The sequence below is a fragment of the Aeromonas sp. s12 genome (assembly GCF_040907925.1).
Taxonomy (GTDB): domain Bacteria; phylum Pseudomonadota; class Gammaproteobacteria; order Enterobacterales; family Aeromonadaceae; genus Aeromonas; species Aeromonas veronii.
Genome location: NZ_JBFOCT010000022.1, coordinates 233,574 through 248,912, shown reverse-complemented (window position 1 = coordinate 248,912; position 15,339 = coordinate 233,574). Strand labels below are relative to the sequence as shown.

Below are 15,339 nucleotides of genomic sequence, written 5' to 3'. Positions count from 1 at the left end.
AAACCAGCACCGTCGTTATGCAAAACCGTGGGTCATCCCACGGTTTTTTCTTTTTGGCCCTGATCAACCGCGCAGGCACAGATGCACTATCAACTTATCACTCAGCAAGACGAACTTGAGCAGTATCTCGCTTCTCTGGCCGACGTTCCCCTGGCTATCGATACTGAATTCGTTCGCACCCGTACCTACTACCCCCAGCTTGGCCTGTTCCAGATCTATGACGGCGAGCATCTGGCGCTGCTGGATCCGCTTACCCTGGATCTCTCCGCCCTCTGGCAACGACTGGGCAGGGAAGGGCAGATCGCCATCCTGCACGCCTCTGGCGAAGATCTGGAGCTTATCCAGCATCAGGCTGGCCACCTGCCCAACCAGATGCACGACACCCAGCTTGCTACCGCCTTTCTCGGTTACGGCGTCTCGGTCGGCTTTGGTGCGCTGGTGAATGAATTCCTCGGGGTCGAGCTGGAAAAAGATCAGGCGCGCACCGACTGGCTGGCACGCCCGCTTACGCCGCGTCAGCTCGAATACGCGGCAGCGGATGTCTTCTACCTGATGCCGCTCTACGAGAAAGTGATGGCCAAATTGCGGGAAAGCGGCAAGTTTGCCTGGTTCGAGCAGGAGTGCCAAAACCACTCCGCCCGCAAGACCCAGGGTAGCGATCCCCGTCAGGCATATCTTGACATCGTCAACGCCTGGCAACTGGGGCGCCGCGAGCTCGCCATCCTGCGTGAGCTGGCCGCCTGGCGCCAGCAAGAGGCGGTGCGCCGGGATCTGGCCCTCAACTTCGTGGTCAAAGAGCTGCACCTGTTCAAGGTGGCAGAGCGTCGTCCTGCCTCCCTGCGGGATCTCAACGAGCTCGGCCTCTCGCCCATCGAGATCAAGATCCACGGCAAGCGGATGCTCGATATTGTCGCCAAGGCGCAGCAGAGCGATCCTGACAGCTGGCCCGAGCCCATTCGTCGGCTGGTGGACTTCCCCCAGTACAAGGCCGAGCTCAAGCGCATCAAAGCCATGGTGGAAGAGAAGGCCAAGGCGAGCAATATTCCGCCCGAGCTGATTGCCAGCAAGAAGATCATTCACCAGTACTTCACCTGGAGCTGGCGGATGAACGACGAAGAGCGGGCTCGCAGCGACAAGCCGATGCTGCTGCAAGGGTGGCGTCATGAGCTGGTCGGTCACCTGCTGGCACAATAAGCCACCAGACGGTTGCACCTATAAATCAATCCTCACCCTCGGGTGGGGATTTTTTTATTTTCAGGGGATATTTAAGATTTAAAATGTCAGAATATCTTGCGGTCGCTTATCAAATAATTGTGGCTCAAGAACAAGAGTTCGAAATAAACGAGCTTATTTTTCGTGACTGTGTTGGCAATAAAAGTTATATATCATTAATTGTCTTGTTAAACTTGATAGTGAAAATTCTTACAAGATAGATAGAGGTAAGTCCGCTACCAATAAGACTGCAAACATGCAGATATGGTGATGCTTCAATAATTCCATTTCGCATGGCAGATGGGCATACTATAAAAATAGTCAACAAGAAGCACATAGGGATATTGATTGTATGCTGTCTATTTATTGCATTTCTATCATCTGGCCATATGAAAAAACCATATCTATATGCCATAACTAAAAAAATGGTGATCAACAATAGGTAGTATATAACTTGAGGCAGTACATAGGTTAGTAAGCTGCTGTAACTGGCCTGAATGGGGACAAACTCAGCTCTATATATTATTTCAAATGCAATATTAACGAGTAGTATTATTATCCCATGAATGATTGTTGGGCGTTTGTAATCTCTGATTCTATATCTGGCTCGTGACTTCTTCAGGAAAAAAATAAATAACAATATGGCAATAGCTAAAGCAAGATACATTTTTGTTCCCAAGTTTTGATGGTCAGAGACAAATCATGGTGAATTATAAAGACTCGCTTGTACCTATAGCAATGAGGACTTCAGAAAAAAGGAAAAGGCAGCGGAACACCGCTGCCTTTTTTGATCACCAGATAGGCTGGGTCAGGTAGGGGTTGCTCACCTTCTCGCGACCGAAGGTGGAGCTGGGGCCGTGGCCCGGGATAAAGACGACTTCGTCGCCCAGCGGCAGCAGGGTCTCGGTGATCGACTTGATCAGCGTACCGTGATCGCCACGGGGGAAGTCGGTGCGGCCGATGCTGCCGGCAAACAGCACGTCGCCCACCCAGGCGAGTTTTTCGGCCTGACTCAGCAGCACGATATGGCCCGGGGTGTGGCCGGGGCAGAAGTAGACATCCAGCTCGCACTGGCCAAGCTGCACCTTGTCACCCTGCTCAAGCCAGCGATCCGGCGTGAAGGCGGGGGTATGGGCGAAGCCGAACATCTGGCTCTGCTGGGGCAGCATATCGAGCCAGAAGACGTCTTCCTTATGAGGGCCGGTGATGGCGACGCCGGTCTTTTCCCGCAGAGCAGCGGCGGCACCCACATGATCCAGATGACCGTGGGTCAGCAGGATATGAGTCAGGGTCAGGCCGCGCTTGGCGATGGCAGCCAGCAGTTTGTCCGCTTCGCCGCCCGGATCGATCAGGGCGGCCTGATGGGTCTCGTCACACCAGATGAGGGAGCAGTTCTGGGCGAACTGGGTGACCGGGATCACCTCGAATTTCAACATAGAGTTCCTCTCTTGGGATGGGTCAGTCGCGCAGCGCGCTGGCATGCTGCTCGGCGAAATAGTCGAGACAGGCCTGTTTGTCACCGCGAAACACGATGCGCTCCTGCTTGTTGCCAAGCTGGTAGAGATACATGGGGTCGTAGTAGCGGGTCAGCAGCAGGGTGATCCAGGCCAGATGCAGCGCGGTATCACCGCTCTTTTCCTGCTCGGTGAGAGCGGTCTGCATCAGGGCATCCAGCTCACGGTGGGCCTGATCGCCGAGGCGGCGCTTGAGGCGGGCCAGCGCATCGGTGAGGTAGGCGGCAAACAGCGGCCATCCCTCTTCTTGGCCATACATAGCTTGATAGCGCAGCCAGAGATCGTGCACGTAATCTTCGCGGATCTGCTCGGCGCGATCGATCTGCGGTACATCTACCACCACCAGCGGTGCCTGACTCATGGCCTCATGGAGGGAGAGGGGCAGGCAGCAGCGGCCAATCAGGCGACTCTCATCTTCGACAACAAAGGCATGCTCGCCCTGATGGCGGCGCTTGAGCAGCTCGATGGCCATGTTGTTTTCAAAATTGATGTTGCTGGGCTGGCCGCCGGGCAGCTGACCAAACGACGAGCCCCTGTGATGGGCATGCCCCTCCAGATCGAGCGCCTGGGCCACCTGATCGAGCATGTGGGTCTTGCCGGAGCCGGTCATGCCGGTCAGCACGCTCCAGTGACACTCGGCAGAGGCCTTGTCCTGGGTGTCGATCAGGAAGCGGCGCAGCTCCTTGTAGCCACCGGCGACGCGGGGGCGAGTCACCCCCGCATCAGCCAGCCACTGTTGTACGGTTTGCGAGCGCAGGCCGCCGCGAAAGCAGTAGAGCACGGCATCGGGCTGCTGGCGCAATTGCGCCAGCCAGCCTTCGAGTCGCTCGGCACGTACTGCTCCCCCCACCAGCTTGTGTCCAAGCTCAATGGCGGCGGCCTGACCCTGCTTCTTGAAGCAGGTCCCCACCTGGGCGCGCTCATCGTCTGTCATCAAGGGCAGATTGGTCGAGCAGGGGAAGGCCCCCTCCTTGAACTCGATGGGGGCGCGCACATCAATCAACGGCACATCGTCCAAAAAGAGTTGGGCGTAGTCCGTGGCCAGTGGCAATTCACTCATTGGACAATCTCGATAAAGCGGGAGCCCTCAAGGGGCTTGATCTGGCCGATGGGCGAGAGCGCAAGGCCAGCTTCGCGCGCAATGGCGAGCAGTTCGGCTTCGCTCTCTTTCCCCACGGCCACCAGCAGGCCGCCGCTGGTTTGCGGATCGCACATGATGTTGCGGGTGCGATCGTCCATGGCATCGAGCTTGTGGCCGTAGGAGTCGTGGTTGCGCAGGGTACCGCCCGGGACGCAGCCCTCGGTGAGGTAGTAATCCACCTCGTCCAGCAGCGGCAGCGCCTTGAAGTCGAGGCGGGCGCTGACATTGGATCCTTCGCACATCTCCAGCAGATGGCCAGCCAGACCAAAACCGGTGACGTCGGTCATGGCGTGGACACCCGGCAGCTCGGCAAAGCGCTGGCCAATCTTGTTGAGGGTGCACATGGCATTGGGGGCCAGTTGTTCGTGTTCCGGCTTCAGCTTGCCCTTCTTCTGGGCGGTGGTGAGGATGCCGATACCGAGGGGCTTGGTCAGATAGAGGGTGTCACCCACCTTGGCAGTGTCGTTCTGCTTGATGGCGTCAAGGGGCACGATACCGGTAACCGCGAGGCCGAAGATGGGCTCTGGGGCATCGATACTGTGACCGCCGGCCAGCGAAATGCCCGCTTCGTGGCACACCTGACGGCCGCCGTCGATCACCTGCTGGGCTACTTCCGGCGCCAGGGTATTGATGGGCCAGCCGAGGATGGCGATGGCAACGATGGGCTTGCCGCCCATGGCGTAGATATCGCTGATGGCATTGGTGGCGGCGATGCGGCCAAAGGTGAAGGGGTCATCGACGATGGGCATGAAGAAGTCGGTGGTGGAGACAATGCCCTGACCGTTGCCGATATCGACCACGGCCGCGTCATCTTTGCTGCTGTTGCCAACGATCAGGGTCGGGTCGTTGAAGCCCGGGATCTGGCTCTTGAGGATGGTGTCGAGTACCTTGGGAGAGATTTTGCAGCCGCAGCCAGCGCCGTGGCTGTATTGGGTCAGACGAATGGAAGACATACTTACCCCTTTTATTTGCAAACAGAGCAGAGGCTCTGTGGAGCCGTCTTGGTCAATGGGCGGCCTTGTAGAGAGGAAGACAAGAAGCCGCAAATATGGGTGGCCTCGGTGCCAACAGGGGCAGCGATGACTGGCAGTTATGAAGGACCGCCAGGCCGGACGGGGAAGAAAAGGGCGACAAGGTGCGCCAGCGCAGCCCCGCCGAGGGCCACAGGACGGGGCATTATGCCACATTTGCCCCTTGGGGTTCGAACAGGAATTCACATAAACAGCAGGGAATTGCCCGCACTTGCCTGTCATCGGTCTGGATCCGGCGCAGGCTGATTGATTGCAGTACAGATGCAGCAAAGAGAACGTCAAAGAGACCAACAGCACGCAACTGTCGATCTACAACAGGAGAGCTTAGTGACCACCATATTTTTGGTTAACCACCCCATCACCACGGTGCAGTTTGCGGCGTTGTTGGCGCAGACCTCGCTGGGGGCGAGACGGCCGCAGGACCATCCGGCCACCCTGCAGGGCATGCTGGATAACGCCAATTTGCTGATCACCGCCTGGCAGGGCAAGACCCTGGTCGGGGTGGCCCGCTCAGTGACCGATTTTCATTTTTGCTGCTACCTCTCGGATCTGGCGGTGGCAGAGTCGGTGCAGGGGCAGGGGATTGGCAAAGCCCTTATTCGCGAGACGTTTTTGCAATTGCAGCCCGGCTGCAAGCTGATCCTGCTGGCCGCACCGCAGGCGGTGGCGTACTACCCCAAGCTCGGATTTAGCCAGCACCCGAGCGCCTGGGTGATGAGCAGTCTGGATGAACTGGTGCCGGATGAGTTGGCATAAAACCGTCAACTCATCCAGATAGGGCGAGATTAGCTTATCCGGCCCGCTCCAGCGCCGGTTGCCGTGACTTGCCCCAGCGGCGCAGGCGCCGTTGTAGTGGCCGCTCCAGCAGGTTGTAACTTAAAAAAGAGAGCCCGATCAGCACCGCCAGCATCAGCAAGGTTGCCACAGCCCCCAGCAGCGGGTTGGTCTGGCCATACCACCACTCGGTGAGCCCCGGCGCCAGATAATGAATGAGCTCGCAGCCGGTGAGCAGCACCAGCGCGTGGAGCAGGTAGATGGAGTAGGAGAGATCCCCCAGCCAGTTGGTGAAGCGGTTATCCAAAAGGCGCAGCAGCGGGCTCTGGCGCTCCCCCTGGGCGGCTGAAATCCAGATCAGCAGCACGTAGGAGGCGATCAGCAGCAGGGTCAGCTGCGGCGTCATGGTGAACTGCATCAGCGCGAAGGGCAGCACAAAGGCGACCAGCAGCGGCAGATCATGCTTCATCATGGGCAAGCCTTGCGCGGCCTTGACCCTCGGCAGCAGCCAGAGGCCGAGCACAAATTCACTCACCCCGCGTCCCACCGCCAGCGCGCCGCTGGTGACATCCAGGGTGCCGCGACTGTGCACGATAAAGGCCAGCACCGTCAGCGCCAGCAGGGGGGCGAGATGGCTCCAGCGACTGCGGGTCACCGCTAGCGGAATAAGCAGCGGGAACAGCAGGTAGCTTATCCACTCCACGCTGAGCGACCAGGCTGCGAAGTTCCAGGTCAACCCGTGATCGGTTACCACCTGTAGCAGCAGGAAGGCGATCGGTAGCGCCTCGGCCGGGGTGAAGGGGGAACCGAAAGGCGGCATCCCTTCCCACTCCCACATCTTGAACAGGGGGCCAGCGTAGAAGCCCACCCCGTGCCGCGCCTTGTAAAGCTCCCAGCTAACCAGCAACAGCAGGGTCACAAGATAGAGGGGGTAGACGCGGGTCAGCCGCAGCCAGAGAAAGCGGCCATAGCCCACGGTGTGGGGCGTGCGGGTGAAGGCCTCCCCATAGACATGTGCCAGCACCACGCCGCTCAAAATAAAGAACAGATCGACCCAGAGGTAGCCGTTCTCGATGAGTTGGGTGTGGCCTGCGATCGACTCCATCCACTGGGGAAAGAGCAGCAAGCGGGCATGGAACAGCACCACCATCAGGGCAGCGATGCCCCGCAGCGGCGTTAACAGCGGCAATGATTGATTCATAACGGGATCCCTTGTGATGTTCAGCTTGGCCTGACATCGATTTTTGTTGTTGTACCGTCCATCAATCCTGATGGGGCGGTTGCCCCGGCTTGGCTGCCGCAGGCGGGATCACACTACGGAAAAGAGAGTCATACGGGTGTGATTTAAATCATAAATGTGCAGCTTTTGTGCAAAGAAATTTAAACAGAGAAGCTGTGGAGAGCAGGTAGGGAAAGAGGAAGAGAGGAGACACCAATAAAGTAGAGAGGGGGAATCGGGGCGAGCGTCAGGCTCAGGCCTATACGGCGCGATGCATAACAATCAGGCCCGCAAGGGGCCTGATTGATCACAAGGGAAGATGACGACCGATCAGCGGGCGCGTACCACCAACCCCTTGAGGTAGAAGCCTTCCGGATAGGCGGTACCGATAGGGTGATCAGAGGCCTGGGAGAGCAGCTCCAGGATCTGGGCATCGCGACCGGCGTCGAGCGCCGCATCGGCAACGATCTTCTGGAACAGACTCTGCTCCATCAGGCCGGAGCAGGAGTAGGTCAAGAGCACGCCACCCGGTGCCAGCAGCTGGAACGCCAGCATGTTGATGTCCTTGTAGCCGCGGCAGGCACCCAGCAGCTGGGCCTTGCTCTCGGCAAACTTGGGCGGATCCAGCACGATGACATCGAACTTCTCGCCCTTCTCACGATATTCCCGCAGCAGCTTGAACACGTCGTGACGGACAAACTGGGTGTTGCTGGTATCCAGCCCGTTCAGCTCGGCATTCTGGCGGGCAATATCCAGCGCATTCTGGGAGAGATCGACGTTGACCACTTCCTTGGCGCCGCCCTTGAGGGCATAGACGCCAAAACCGCCGGTGTAGCAGAAGCAGTTGAGCACCCGCTTGCCTTCGGTGTACTTGGCTGCCGCCTGACGGTTATCCCGCTGATCCAGATAGAAACCGGTTTTGTGGCCGTTGCGAATATCCACCAGGATCTTGACGCCGCCATTCTCCTCGATGACCACCGGCTCGTTCGGGGTCTCGCCATAGATGACACCGGTGCGCTCTTTCAGCCCTTCCTTCTTGCGCACTGCCACATCGGAGCGCTCATAGATGCTGCACTCTGGGTAGAGGGTTCGCAGTGCTTGCGTTATCAGCTCACGCTGGAACTCGGCACCGGCAGAGAGGATCTGGCACACCAGAAAATCGGCATAACGGTCGATGGTCAGACCCGGCAGGCCGTCGGATTCGGCGGCGCAGAGGCGATAACCGGTGAGACCCTGACGCTTGATCAGCGGATCGCGAGACTCCTGCGCATATTTGAGACGACGGATAAAGAAGTCGAGATCGACGGTCTCATCCTTGTCGAAGGTCCAGACCCGGGCACGGATCTGGGAGCTGCCTGACCAGGCGCCACGGGCGAGCCACTTGCCATCGTTGGCATAGATCTCGACGGTATCGCCGTCAATGGGGTTGCCCTGAACCCGCTCAATCCCCTTGGAGAAGATCCAGGGGTGGCGACGCAGCAGGGATTTTTCGCGGCCTTTGATGAGATAGATGTAAGCGCTCATGGATGTTTGCCGATGGTAGAAAGAAAAGGGGCCACATTCTATGTGCAATATTGCGGCTAAGCCAGCCTTTGCTGGTATATGGCAGAGTGACGAATTGTACGTCTGGACAACGCCCGAGTGTTGCATATGCAAGATTTGCAGAATCTCAATGTTGGCGTTTCACGCTGTTTATCTTATATGCCACAGTTGGTTATGCTTGTTTTTTTTGTTCAGCCCTGGTCGATATGTGTGCACAATGTAGTCAATAAAGCGTTTTAACCTTACTTTATAGTGATTTTCGCTAAAGAGTCATTTGATGATGTCGATAGTGGGGAAGACCATTTTGAATCTTTCCTGTATCGAGCTGTCCATGTCCCTCTCCATCGCTACCAATATTTCTGCCCTCAATGCTTCTCGCCATCTTGGTCAATCATCCAACATGCTGGATTCGGTATATCGACGACTCTCATCCGGCTTGCGCATCAACAGTGCCGCTGATGATGCTGCAGGCTTGCAGATCAGTAATCGCCTCACCAGTGAAGTGAACGGGACCAACACCGCTATTCGCAACGCCAATGATGGGATCTCGGTGATCAACGTCGCCGATGGGGCGCTTGATGAGTCGGTGAACCTGATGCAGCGGATGCGCACCCTGGCACTGCAGTCGGGAAGCGGTGCCAATACGGCAGAGGATCGCGTAGCCCTGAATGCTGAGTTCAAGCAACTGCAGTTGGAGATGGACCGGATTGCCACAGGTACCCGGTTTGCCGGACAGGATCTGCTGGCGGGGAGTTACGAAGGTATCTTCTTGGTCGGTGCCTATGCAGGACAGAATACCGTCATTACCGATCTCAATGCCCAGACCAAAAATCTGGGGGAGATGGAGTGGCGAGCGCGCAGTCCGGCAGGAAGCAAGCCAGGGGCGTATGACATTGCTGATCTCAAGCTTTCATCTCAGCCTATCACCCTTAATGGCGTCACTTTTGACAAGGACTATTCAACCCTGGAAGCGTTCGTGGCAGATATTAATGGCACCACCTTTCCCAATAATCAGGGGCCGGTACAAGCGCAACAACTGCCATTTTCTGTCGCCTCCGCGGTCGATTTATCCGCATTACCCTCCTATATCGATGTGGCGGGTCACTCTGTGGATTTGACCACAGGCATTGATATGACCGGATGGGATCCGGTCAATCCGACAGCAAAAAATAGTGCCATCATGGCAACCGTGGTTCAACGCATCAACAGTACTGCGCAATCGGCAGGTCTGGGTTTTTATGTGAGTGCCTCCAACAACAGCAATCCCGCCAGCAATTCATTGACCATGCATAGCGCTCAGGGCAACAGCCTTGCGCTGGCCAATGGCACAACCCCCCCTCCGCAACCAGCACCACCGGCGCCTCCGGTGATCAGTAGTTCCTCTCTGAGCTCTCTGTTACCCGATGTTACATCGACGACGTATATCGGTCAGATGGAGCTGCGCTCATCAGGCGACAAGTATTCCAATATTGATATGCAGGGATCCAGCTTGCATGCGCTTGGCTTTTATCAAGAGGACAAGAAGAAATATACCGTTGATAATATTGATGTTCTTAGTGAAGACAACGCCAGCAGGGCCATCAAAACCCTGGATGTGGGTATGAAACAGCTGGGTGTTCAGCGCGCTCGGCTCGGTGCCCAAGCCAATGCGCTGGATTCACGGGTACGCAATCTGGCCAATGCCAATGAGAACCTCAGCGCTGCCCGCTCAAGGATCCGGGATGCCGACATGGCTGTGGAATCGGCGCGCTTGGTCAGCACCCAAATCTTGCAGCAGGCGAGTGCTTCGATTTTGAGTCAGGCAAACAGTCGCCCCAATGCGGCCCTGAGTTTGCTGCAATCCTGAGCGGGACTGCCAGCCGGCATAGCAATTGGTCGCTATCATTCATGGTCACTATCCATAAAGACAAAGAGGCCACCCAATGGGTGGCCTCTTTTCTTATTGCTTCTTGTTGCCGGATGCTATTCGGCAGCGTCAGAGAGTGATCCCCTTGAGTGCCTGGGTCAGCTCGCTGGCGGTGGCTTTGAGCCCTTGCGTGCCGGCCACCGAGGCGCTGGCCGACTCCTCCACCTGCGCCGCCTCATGGCGCACTTGATCGAGATTGTGGGTGATCTCGGCGGCAACCGAGCTTTGCTCTTCGCTCGAGGTAGCGATCTGGGTGCTCATCTCCAGCACCGCATCGCTGTGGTTGCTCAGTTTTTCGATATCGAGCCCCACTTCGCTGATGAGCTGCTGGCTGCTGGCAGCGCGCCCTACAGTCTTTTCCATGATCTCGTTCAGCGCGCCGGTACCGGTCTGCAGCTCTTCGATCATCTGCTGGATCTCTACCGTCGCCTGTTGGGTACGGCTGGCGAGGGTACGCACCTCATCAGCTACCACCGCAAAGCCGCGACCCTGCTCACCGGCACGGGCCGCTTCGATGGCGGCGTTTAGGGCCAGCAGGTTGGTTTGCTGGGAGATGGCGTTGATGACGTTGACCACCTCGTTGATCCGGTTGGCGTTGTGGGTGAGCCGCTCGACCGCGCCGGAGGCGTTGCCAATCTCGTCGGCCAGGGTACGGATCGCTTCGATGGTGCGGGCTACCCGGTTGGCGCCATTGGCTGCCTCTTCGCTCGACTGGCGGGTCTGCTGCAGGGTGTCGTTGGCATTGCGCGCCACTTCGCGGATCGCTGCCGACATCTGCTCCATGGCAGTGGCCAGTGAATCCATGTGCTGGCGCTGGGAACGCGCCATGGTCTCGCCTTCGCGGGCATGGTCACGAAACTCGTCGGCGGCCAGGGTCAGCGCTTCGGCAGACTCCTCCACCAGTTTGACGATCTGGTGCTGGCGGTCGGTAAATCGGTCGATGCTGCCCGCCAGGGTGGAGAACTCGTCCCGCACCGGGAAGAAGTTGAGTCGGAAGGTGAGATCCCCGTCCGCCACGGTTTGCAGCGCCTTGTTGGTGGAGTAGAGCGCACCGGAGACAAAGGTCATCATGTAGTGGATCACCAGCGCCATCAGGGCGGCCAGCGCGCCGATGAGGAGCAGGGTCGAGCCCTGACCCTCCCACATGGAGAGGTTGCCGGTATCGAGCTCACCGGTGACGTAGCCTGCCTGACCTGCTGGCGCGCTAAAGAGGTAGTGATCTCCTTGCTGCTGCAACCCGTTGCTGCCTTGCCGGGTCAGACGCAGGTCAGCAGGCAACACCAGAGTTGGCTGCTGGCTGACCAGCTGCGCCGTGGTCTCGACCCGTTGCTGCAACTGCGCTACCCGCAGGGAGATCTCCTGCTGATGGCTGGCCGCCAGCATATACCAGCTGAGAAAGGCGATGATGAAGAGAGGTAACCAGAACGCGATATGGAATTTTTCACTGATGGTGAGGTGAATGAGATAGCGGTCAACCCACCGGAATTTAACTTCTTTCATAATGGAGCTGCATCCTGCAGAGATAGAGTGTCGGGCACATTATCGTCTCGGGAATTTTTTTCTTAAGCAGAAGGTGTGAGAAATGGGAGAGCAATCGTTTGTCATTCGGGTGTGGGGGCAGGTGCAGGGGGTGGGATTTCGCTATTTCACCCGTGAGCGGGCGCTGCAACTGGGTTTGCGGGGCCATGCCTACAACCTGGAGGATGGTTCGGTGGAGATCCTCATCAGCGGCCCCGCGCAGGAGGTGCAGATGATGCTGGGTTGGCTGGAGCATGGCCCGCGCACCGCCAGAGTGACCCGGATGGAGTATGAAGAGGCGCTGCCGCCCACCGGTCAGGGCTTTCACACCAACTGAAGGGGCGGAGACGAGATGGACGCTGACAAGGAAGGTCTGTTGCTGACTCAGGCAACAAGCTGGGTCGCCCGTTATCAGGAGGCGGCGCGAGCGGTGCGCGAAGAGGCCAGCGAACCGGCCGTACATGGCTACCGTATCGCAGCGCGCCGCTTGCTGGCGCTGCTCGCCCTGTGGCGGCCACTCACCTATCATCCCGAGCTGGAGCGGCGTCTGCTGCGCTCGGTCGGGCGGCTTTCGGCGCTGCGGGATGCGCAGGTCTACGCCGAGCGTTTTTGCAAGCCGCCTGCCAGTACGGGCAATACCCACAAATCGGCCTGTCGCGTGCCCCTGTTGTCGAGGCGACTGGCCCGCTGGCTTGCGGCGGTGGCGCAGGTGCTGGATGCGCGGGCATTGGCGTTCCTCTATCAGCAGCATCTGGCCCTGCGCCTTGATGAGGCGCAGAGCGCTCTCGATGAACCTATTCCCTGCGTTGGGAAATCTGCCAGCTCCCGTCAGCAACAGTTGCGCCGCTGGCATCGGCTGCGCCTCGAGATCAAGCAGGCCCGTTATGGCGTGGAACTGTTGCTGGATCTGGGGAGTGGGGATCCCGGTTGGTTGAGCACCCTGACTCACTGGCAGGAGCGACTTGGCCAGTTGCAGGATTGGCGTCAATGGCGGCGGAGGTTGCGAGCAGAGCAGGGGAACACCCGCAAGCAGACGAAACTGCGGCAGCAGTTGAAGGGGAAGATCACCGCCCGTTTGCGTCAACTGGACTGCCAGCAGGCGGAGCTGGTGGCGCTCAAACTGGCGATGCAGGCAGGCCACAACATGAATGACATGCCAAGTCGGGTGATCAGGTATTCAGAACAAAATGTATCGCCCGCGAATCCCGGTGGTGGATAGCCCCGAGGCCGCAATCTGCGGCAGCTATCCACGACCAGCATCTACAAAATTCTCCAAGCCACAAATGCGAGACATAAAAAGAGAGGCCGTTTGGCCTCTCTTCTTCTATCTGGCTGTGGTCGCAGTCAGCGATACGCTTACTTGACGCGCATACCAGGCTGGGCGCCTTCCTGCGGCTCCAGGATCCAGAGATCCTTGCCGCCCGGGCCTGCAGCCAGCACCATGCCTTCGGACATGCCGAAACGCATCTTGCGCGGCGCCAGGTTGGCCACCATCACGGTCAGCTTGCCTTCCAGATCTTCCGGGTTGTAGGCGGACTTGATACCGGCAAACACCTGACGGGTTTCGCCGCCGATATCCAGTTGCAGCTTGAGCAGCTTCTCGGCTTCCGGTACCGCTTCGGCCTTCTTGATCAGCGCGACGCGCAGGTCAATCTTGGCGAAGTCGTCATAGGTGATGGTTTCGCTGATGGGATCATCAGCCAGCGGGCCGCTCACTTTCGGTGCCTGTTCTTTGGCCAAGTCTTCCTTGGATGCCTCGATCATGGCTTCAATCTTCGCCGGCTCGATGCGTGAGAAGAGGGCTTTGAACGGTGCCACGGTGTGATCGACCAGCGGCATCTCGATGCCATCCCAGCTGAGGGTTTCGGCCAGAAAGGCTTCGGCACGCTCGGCCAAGAGCGGCATGACGGGCTTGAGGTAGGCCATCAGTACGCGGAACAGGTTGATACCGACGGAGCAGACAGCTTGCAGCTCGGCGTCAGCCCCTTCCTGCTTGGCGATGACCCAGGGAGCCTTGTCATCCACATAGCGGTTGGCCTTGTCGGCCAGCGCCATGATTTCGCGGATGGCACGGCTGAACTCGCGGCTCTCATAAGCCTCGGCAATGGCGGTACGGGCGTTGGCGAATTCGGCGTAGAGCTCTGGCTCGGCGCAGGTTGCTGCCAGCTTGCCGCCAAAGCGCTTGGCAATAAAGCCGGCGTTGCGGGAGGCGAGGTTAACCAGCTTGTTGACCACGTCAGCGTTGACCCGCTGCACGAAATCTTCGAGGTTCAGGTCCAGATCGTCGATGCGGCTGTTGAGCTTGGCGGCGTAGTAGTAACGCAGGCACTCCGGATCCAGGTGGTTCAGGTAGGTGGATGCCTTGATGAAGGTGCCCTTGGACTTGGACATCTTGGCGCCGTTGACGGTCACATAGCCGTGTACGTTGACCTTGGTCGGCTTGCGGAAGTTGGCACCTTCCAGCATGGACGGCCAGAACAGGCAGTGGAAGTAGGCGATGTCCTTGCCGATGAAGTGGTAGAGCTCGGCGTCGGAGTCCGCTTTCCAGTAGCTGTCAAAGTCGATGTCGCCACGCTTGTTGCACAGATTCTTGAAAGAGGCCATGTAACCGATGGGGGCATCCAGCCAGACGTAGAAGTACTTGCCCGGGGCGCCGGGGATTTCAAAACCGAAGTAGGGGGCGTCACGGGTGATGTCCCACTGCTGCAGGCCGCTTTCGAACCACTCCTGCATCTTGTTGGCCATCTCTTCCTGAATGGCGCCGGAGCCGCGCACCCACTCTGAGAGCCATTTTTCAAACTGCGGCAGGTCGAAGAAGAAGTGCTCGGAGTCCTTCATTACCGGAGTCGCGCCGGAGACGGCAGATTTCGGATCGATCAGCTCAGTCGGGCTGTAGGTGGCGCCGCAGCTGTCGCAGTTGTCGCCATACTGCTCCGGAGATTTGCACTTGGGGCAGGTTCCCTTGACGAAACGGTCCGGCAGGAACATGGATTTTTCCGGATCGAACAGCTGGGAGATGGTGCGGCTCTTGATAAAGCCACCATTTTTCAGGCGGCCATAGATCAGCTCCGCCAGCTCGCGGTTTTCGTCGCTGTGGGTAGAGTGATAGTTGTCAAAGCTGATGTTGAACCCGGCGAAATCGGCCTGGTGCTCCTTGGAGACAGCGGCAATCATCTCTTCCGGGGTGATTCCCATCTGCTGTGCCTTGAGCATGATCGGGGTGCCGTGGGCATCATCGGCACAGATGAAGTGCACCTGATGACCGCGCATTCGCTGATAACGAACCCAGATATCGGCCTGGATATGTTCCAGCATGTGGCCAAGATGGATGGAGCCATTGGCATAGGGGAGGGCGCAGGTTACCAGCATTTTACGAGGATCAGTTGCCATATTACGTTCTTGATGTGCTTGTTGGGATGATAGAGTGCCGTGCATGTTACCCGAATTGGGGGTAGCCTGCCTAGGGTTGTGGCTATGCCAAC

Annotated in this window: 12 protein-coding genes; 5 read left to right on the top strand and 7 right to left on the bottom strand. The window is 58.1% G+C overall.

Translation table 11 applies throughout. The features are described from left to right. The first annotated feature begins 81 nt into the window (after positions 1 to 81). On the top strand, positions 82 to 1,194 hold the full coding sequence (rnd, locus tag AB5Y67_RS10850; RefSeq protein ID WP_058059758.1) for a ribonuclease D: 1,113 nt from the start codon (positions 82 to 84) through the stop codon (positions 1,192 to 1,194). 809 nt (positions 1,195 to 2,003) lie between these two features. On the opposite strand, the gene AB5Y67_RS10845 is transcribed toward rnd, so the two are convergent. The 3 genes from AB5Y67_RS10845 to selD are packed head-to-tail and all read right to left on the bottom strand — an operon-like array spanning position 2,004 to position 4,820. Next, positions 2,004 to 2,648 (bottom strand): MBL fold metallo-hydrolase, encoded by a 645-nt coding sequence (locus tag AB5Y67_RS10845; protein WP_199415807.1) that lies wholly within the window; start codon positions 2,646 to 2,648, stop codon positions 2,004 to 2,006. 22 nt (positions 2,649 to 2,670) lie between these two features. Further along, on the bottom strand, positions 2,671 to 3,786 hold the full coding sequence (mnmH, locus tag AB5Y67_RS10840) for a tRNA 2-selenouridine(34) synthase MnmH (RefSeq protein WP_199427968.1): 1,116 nt from the start codon (positions 3,784 to 3,786) through the stop codon (positions 2,671 to 2,673). Further along, positions 3,783 to 4,820 (bottom strand): selenide, water dikinase SelD, encoded by a 1,038-nt coding sequence (gene selD / locus AB5Y67_RS10835; protein WP_064336017.1) that lies wholly within the window; start codon positions 4,818 to 4,820, stop codon positions 3,783 to 3,785. The genes mnmH and selD overlap by 4 nt, the downstream gene beginning before the upstream one ends. A 405-nt stretch (positions 4,821 to 5,225) precedes the next feature. Between selD and AB5Y67_RS10830 the strand changes: the two genes are divergently transcribed. After that, a complete protein-coding gene (locus tag AB5Y67_RS10830; protein ID WP_150389073.1) occupies positions 5,226 to 5,654 on the top strand; it encodes a GNAT family N-acetyltransferase in 429 nt (142 codons plus the stop codon). A 34-nt stretch (positions 5,655 to 5,688) separates the two neighbouring features. Here AB5Y67_RS10830 and AB5Y67_RS10825 read toward each other — a convergent pair whose 3' ends face one another. After that, entirely contained in the window at positions 5,689 to 6,873 is a 1,185-nt protein-coding gene (locus AB5Y67_RS10825) for an acyltransferase (protein WP_199427967.1), read from the bottom strand. Between the two features lie 348 nt (positions 6,874 to 7,221). Beyond that, positions 7,222 to 8,415, bottom strand: a complete 1,194-nt coding sequence (locus AB5Y67_RS10820) for a class I SAM-dependent methyltransferase (RefSeq protein ID WP_199427966.1) — start codon at positions 8,413 to 8,415, stop codon at positions 7,222 to 7,224. A gap of 295 nt (positions 8,416 to 8,710) precedes the next feature. On the opposite strand from AB5Y67_RS10820, the gene AB5Y67_RS10815 reads away from it, so the two are divergent. Next, on the top strand, positions 8,711 to 10,279 hold the full coding sequence (locus AB5Y67_RS10815) for a flagellin (protein WP_190973241.1): 1,569 nt from the start codon (positions 8,711 to 8,713) through the stop codon (positions 10,277 to 10,279). A gap of 129 nt (positions 10,280 to 10,408) precedes the next feature. On the opposite strand, the gene AB5Y67_RS10810 is transcribed toward AB5Y67_RS10815, so the two are convergent. After that, positions 10,409 to 11,839 (bottom strand): methyl-accepting chemotaxis protein, encoded by a 1,431-nt coding sequence (locus AB5Y67_RS10810; protein WP_199427965.1) that lies wholly within the window; start codon positions 11,837 to 11,839, stop codon positions 10,409 to 10,411. An 82-nt stretch (positions 11,840 to 11,921) separates the two neighbouring features. Here AB5Y67_RS10810 and AB5Y67_RS10805 point away from each other — a divergent pair, with 82 nt between their 5' ends. Both AB5Y67_RS10805 and AB5Y67_RS10800 read left to right on the top strand, forming a co-directional pair. Then, entirely contained in the window at positions 11,922 to 12,194 is a 273-nt protein-coding gene (locus tag AB5Y67_RS10805; RefSeq protein WP_005336733.1) for an acylphosphatase, read from the top strand. 15 nt (positions 12,195 to 12,209) lie between these two features. Further along, on the top strand, positions 12,210 to 13,076 hold the full coding sequence (locus tag AB5Y67_RS10800; protein ID WP_150389077.1) for a CHAD domain-containing protein: 867 nt from the start codon (positions 12,210 to 12,212) through the stop codon (positions 13,074 to 13,076). Positions 13,077 to 13,213: 137 nt separating this feature from the next. On the opposite strand, the gene metG is transcribed toward AB5Y67_RS10800, so the two are convergent. Further along, entirely contained in the window at positions 13,214 to 15,247 is a 2,034-nt protein-coding gene (metG, locus tag AB5Y67_RS10795; RefSeq protein ID WP_041202234.1) for a methionine--tRNA ligase, read from the bottom strand. Positions 15,248 to 15,339 lie beyond the last annotated feature (92 nt).

Coding starts and splice junctions, on each gene's coding strand:
- AB5Y67_RS10845 (WP_199415807.1), bottom strand. CDS start 2,648: ATGTTGAAATTCGAGGTGATCCCGGTCACCCAGTTCGCCCAGAACTGC.
- AB5Y67_RS10805 (WP_005336733.1), top strand. CDS start 11,922: ATGGGAGAGCAATCGTTTGTCATTCGGGTGTGGGGGCAGGTGCAGGGG.
- selD (WP_064336017.1), bottom strand. CDS start 4,820: ATGTCTTCCATTCGTCTGACCCAATACAGCCACGGCGCTGGCTGCGGC.
- AB5Y67_RS10825 (WP_199427967.1), bottom strand. CDS start 6,873: ATGAATCAATCATTGCCGCTGTTAACGCCGCTGCGGGGCATCGCTGCC.
- AB5Y67_RS10820 (WP_199427966.1), bottom strand. CDS start 8,415: ATGAGCGCTTACATCTATCTCATCAAAGGCCGCGAAAAATCCCTGCTG.
- AB5Y67_RS10800 (WP_150389077.1), top strand. CDS start 12,210: ATGGACGCTGACAAGGAAGGTCTGTTGCTGACTCAGGCAACAAGCTGG.
- mnmH (WP_199427968.1), bottom strand. CDS start 3,786: ATGAGTGAATTGCCACTGGCCACGGACTACGCCCAACTCTTTTTGGAC.
- AB5Y67_RS10810 (WP_199427965.1), bottom strand. CDS start 11,839: ATGAAAGAAGTTAAATTCCGGTGGGTTGACCGCTATCTCATTCACCTC.
- rnd (WP_058059758.1), top strand. CDS start 82: ATGCACTATCAACTTATCACTCAGCAAGACGAACTTGAGCAGTATCTC.
- AB5Y67_RS10815 (WP_190973241.1), top strand. CDS start 8,711: ATGATGTCGATAGTGGGGAAGACCATTTTGAATCTTTCCTGTATCGAG.
- metG (WP_041202234.1), bottom strand. CDS start 15,247: ATGGCAACTGATCCTCGTAAAATGCTGGTAACCTGCGCCCTCCCCTAT.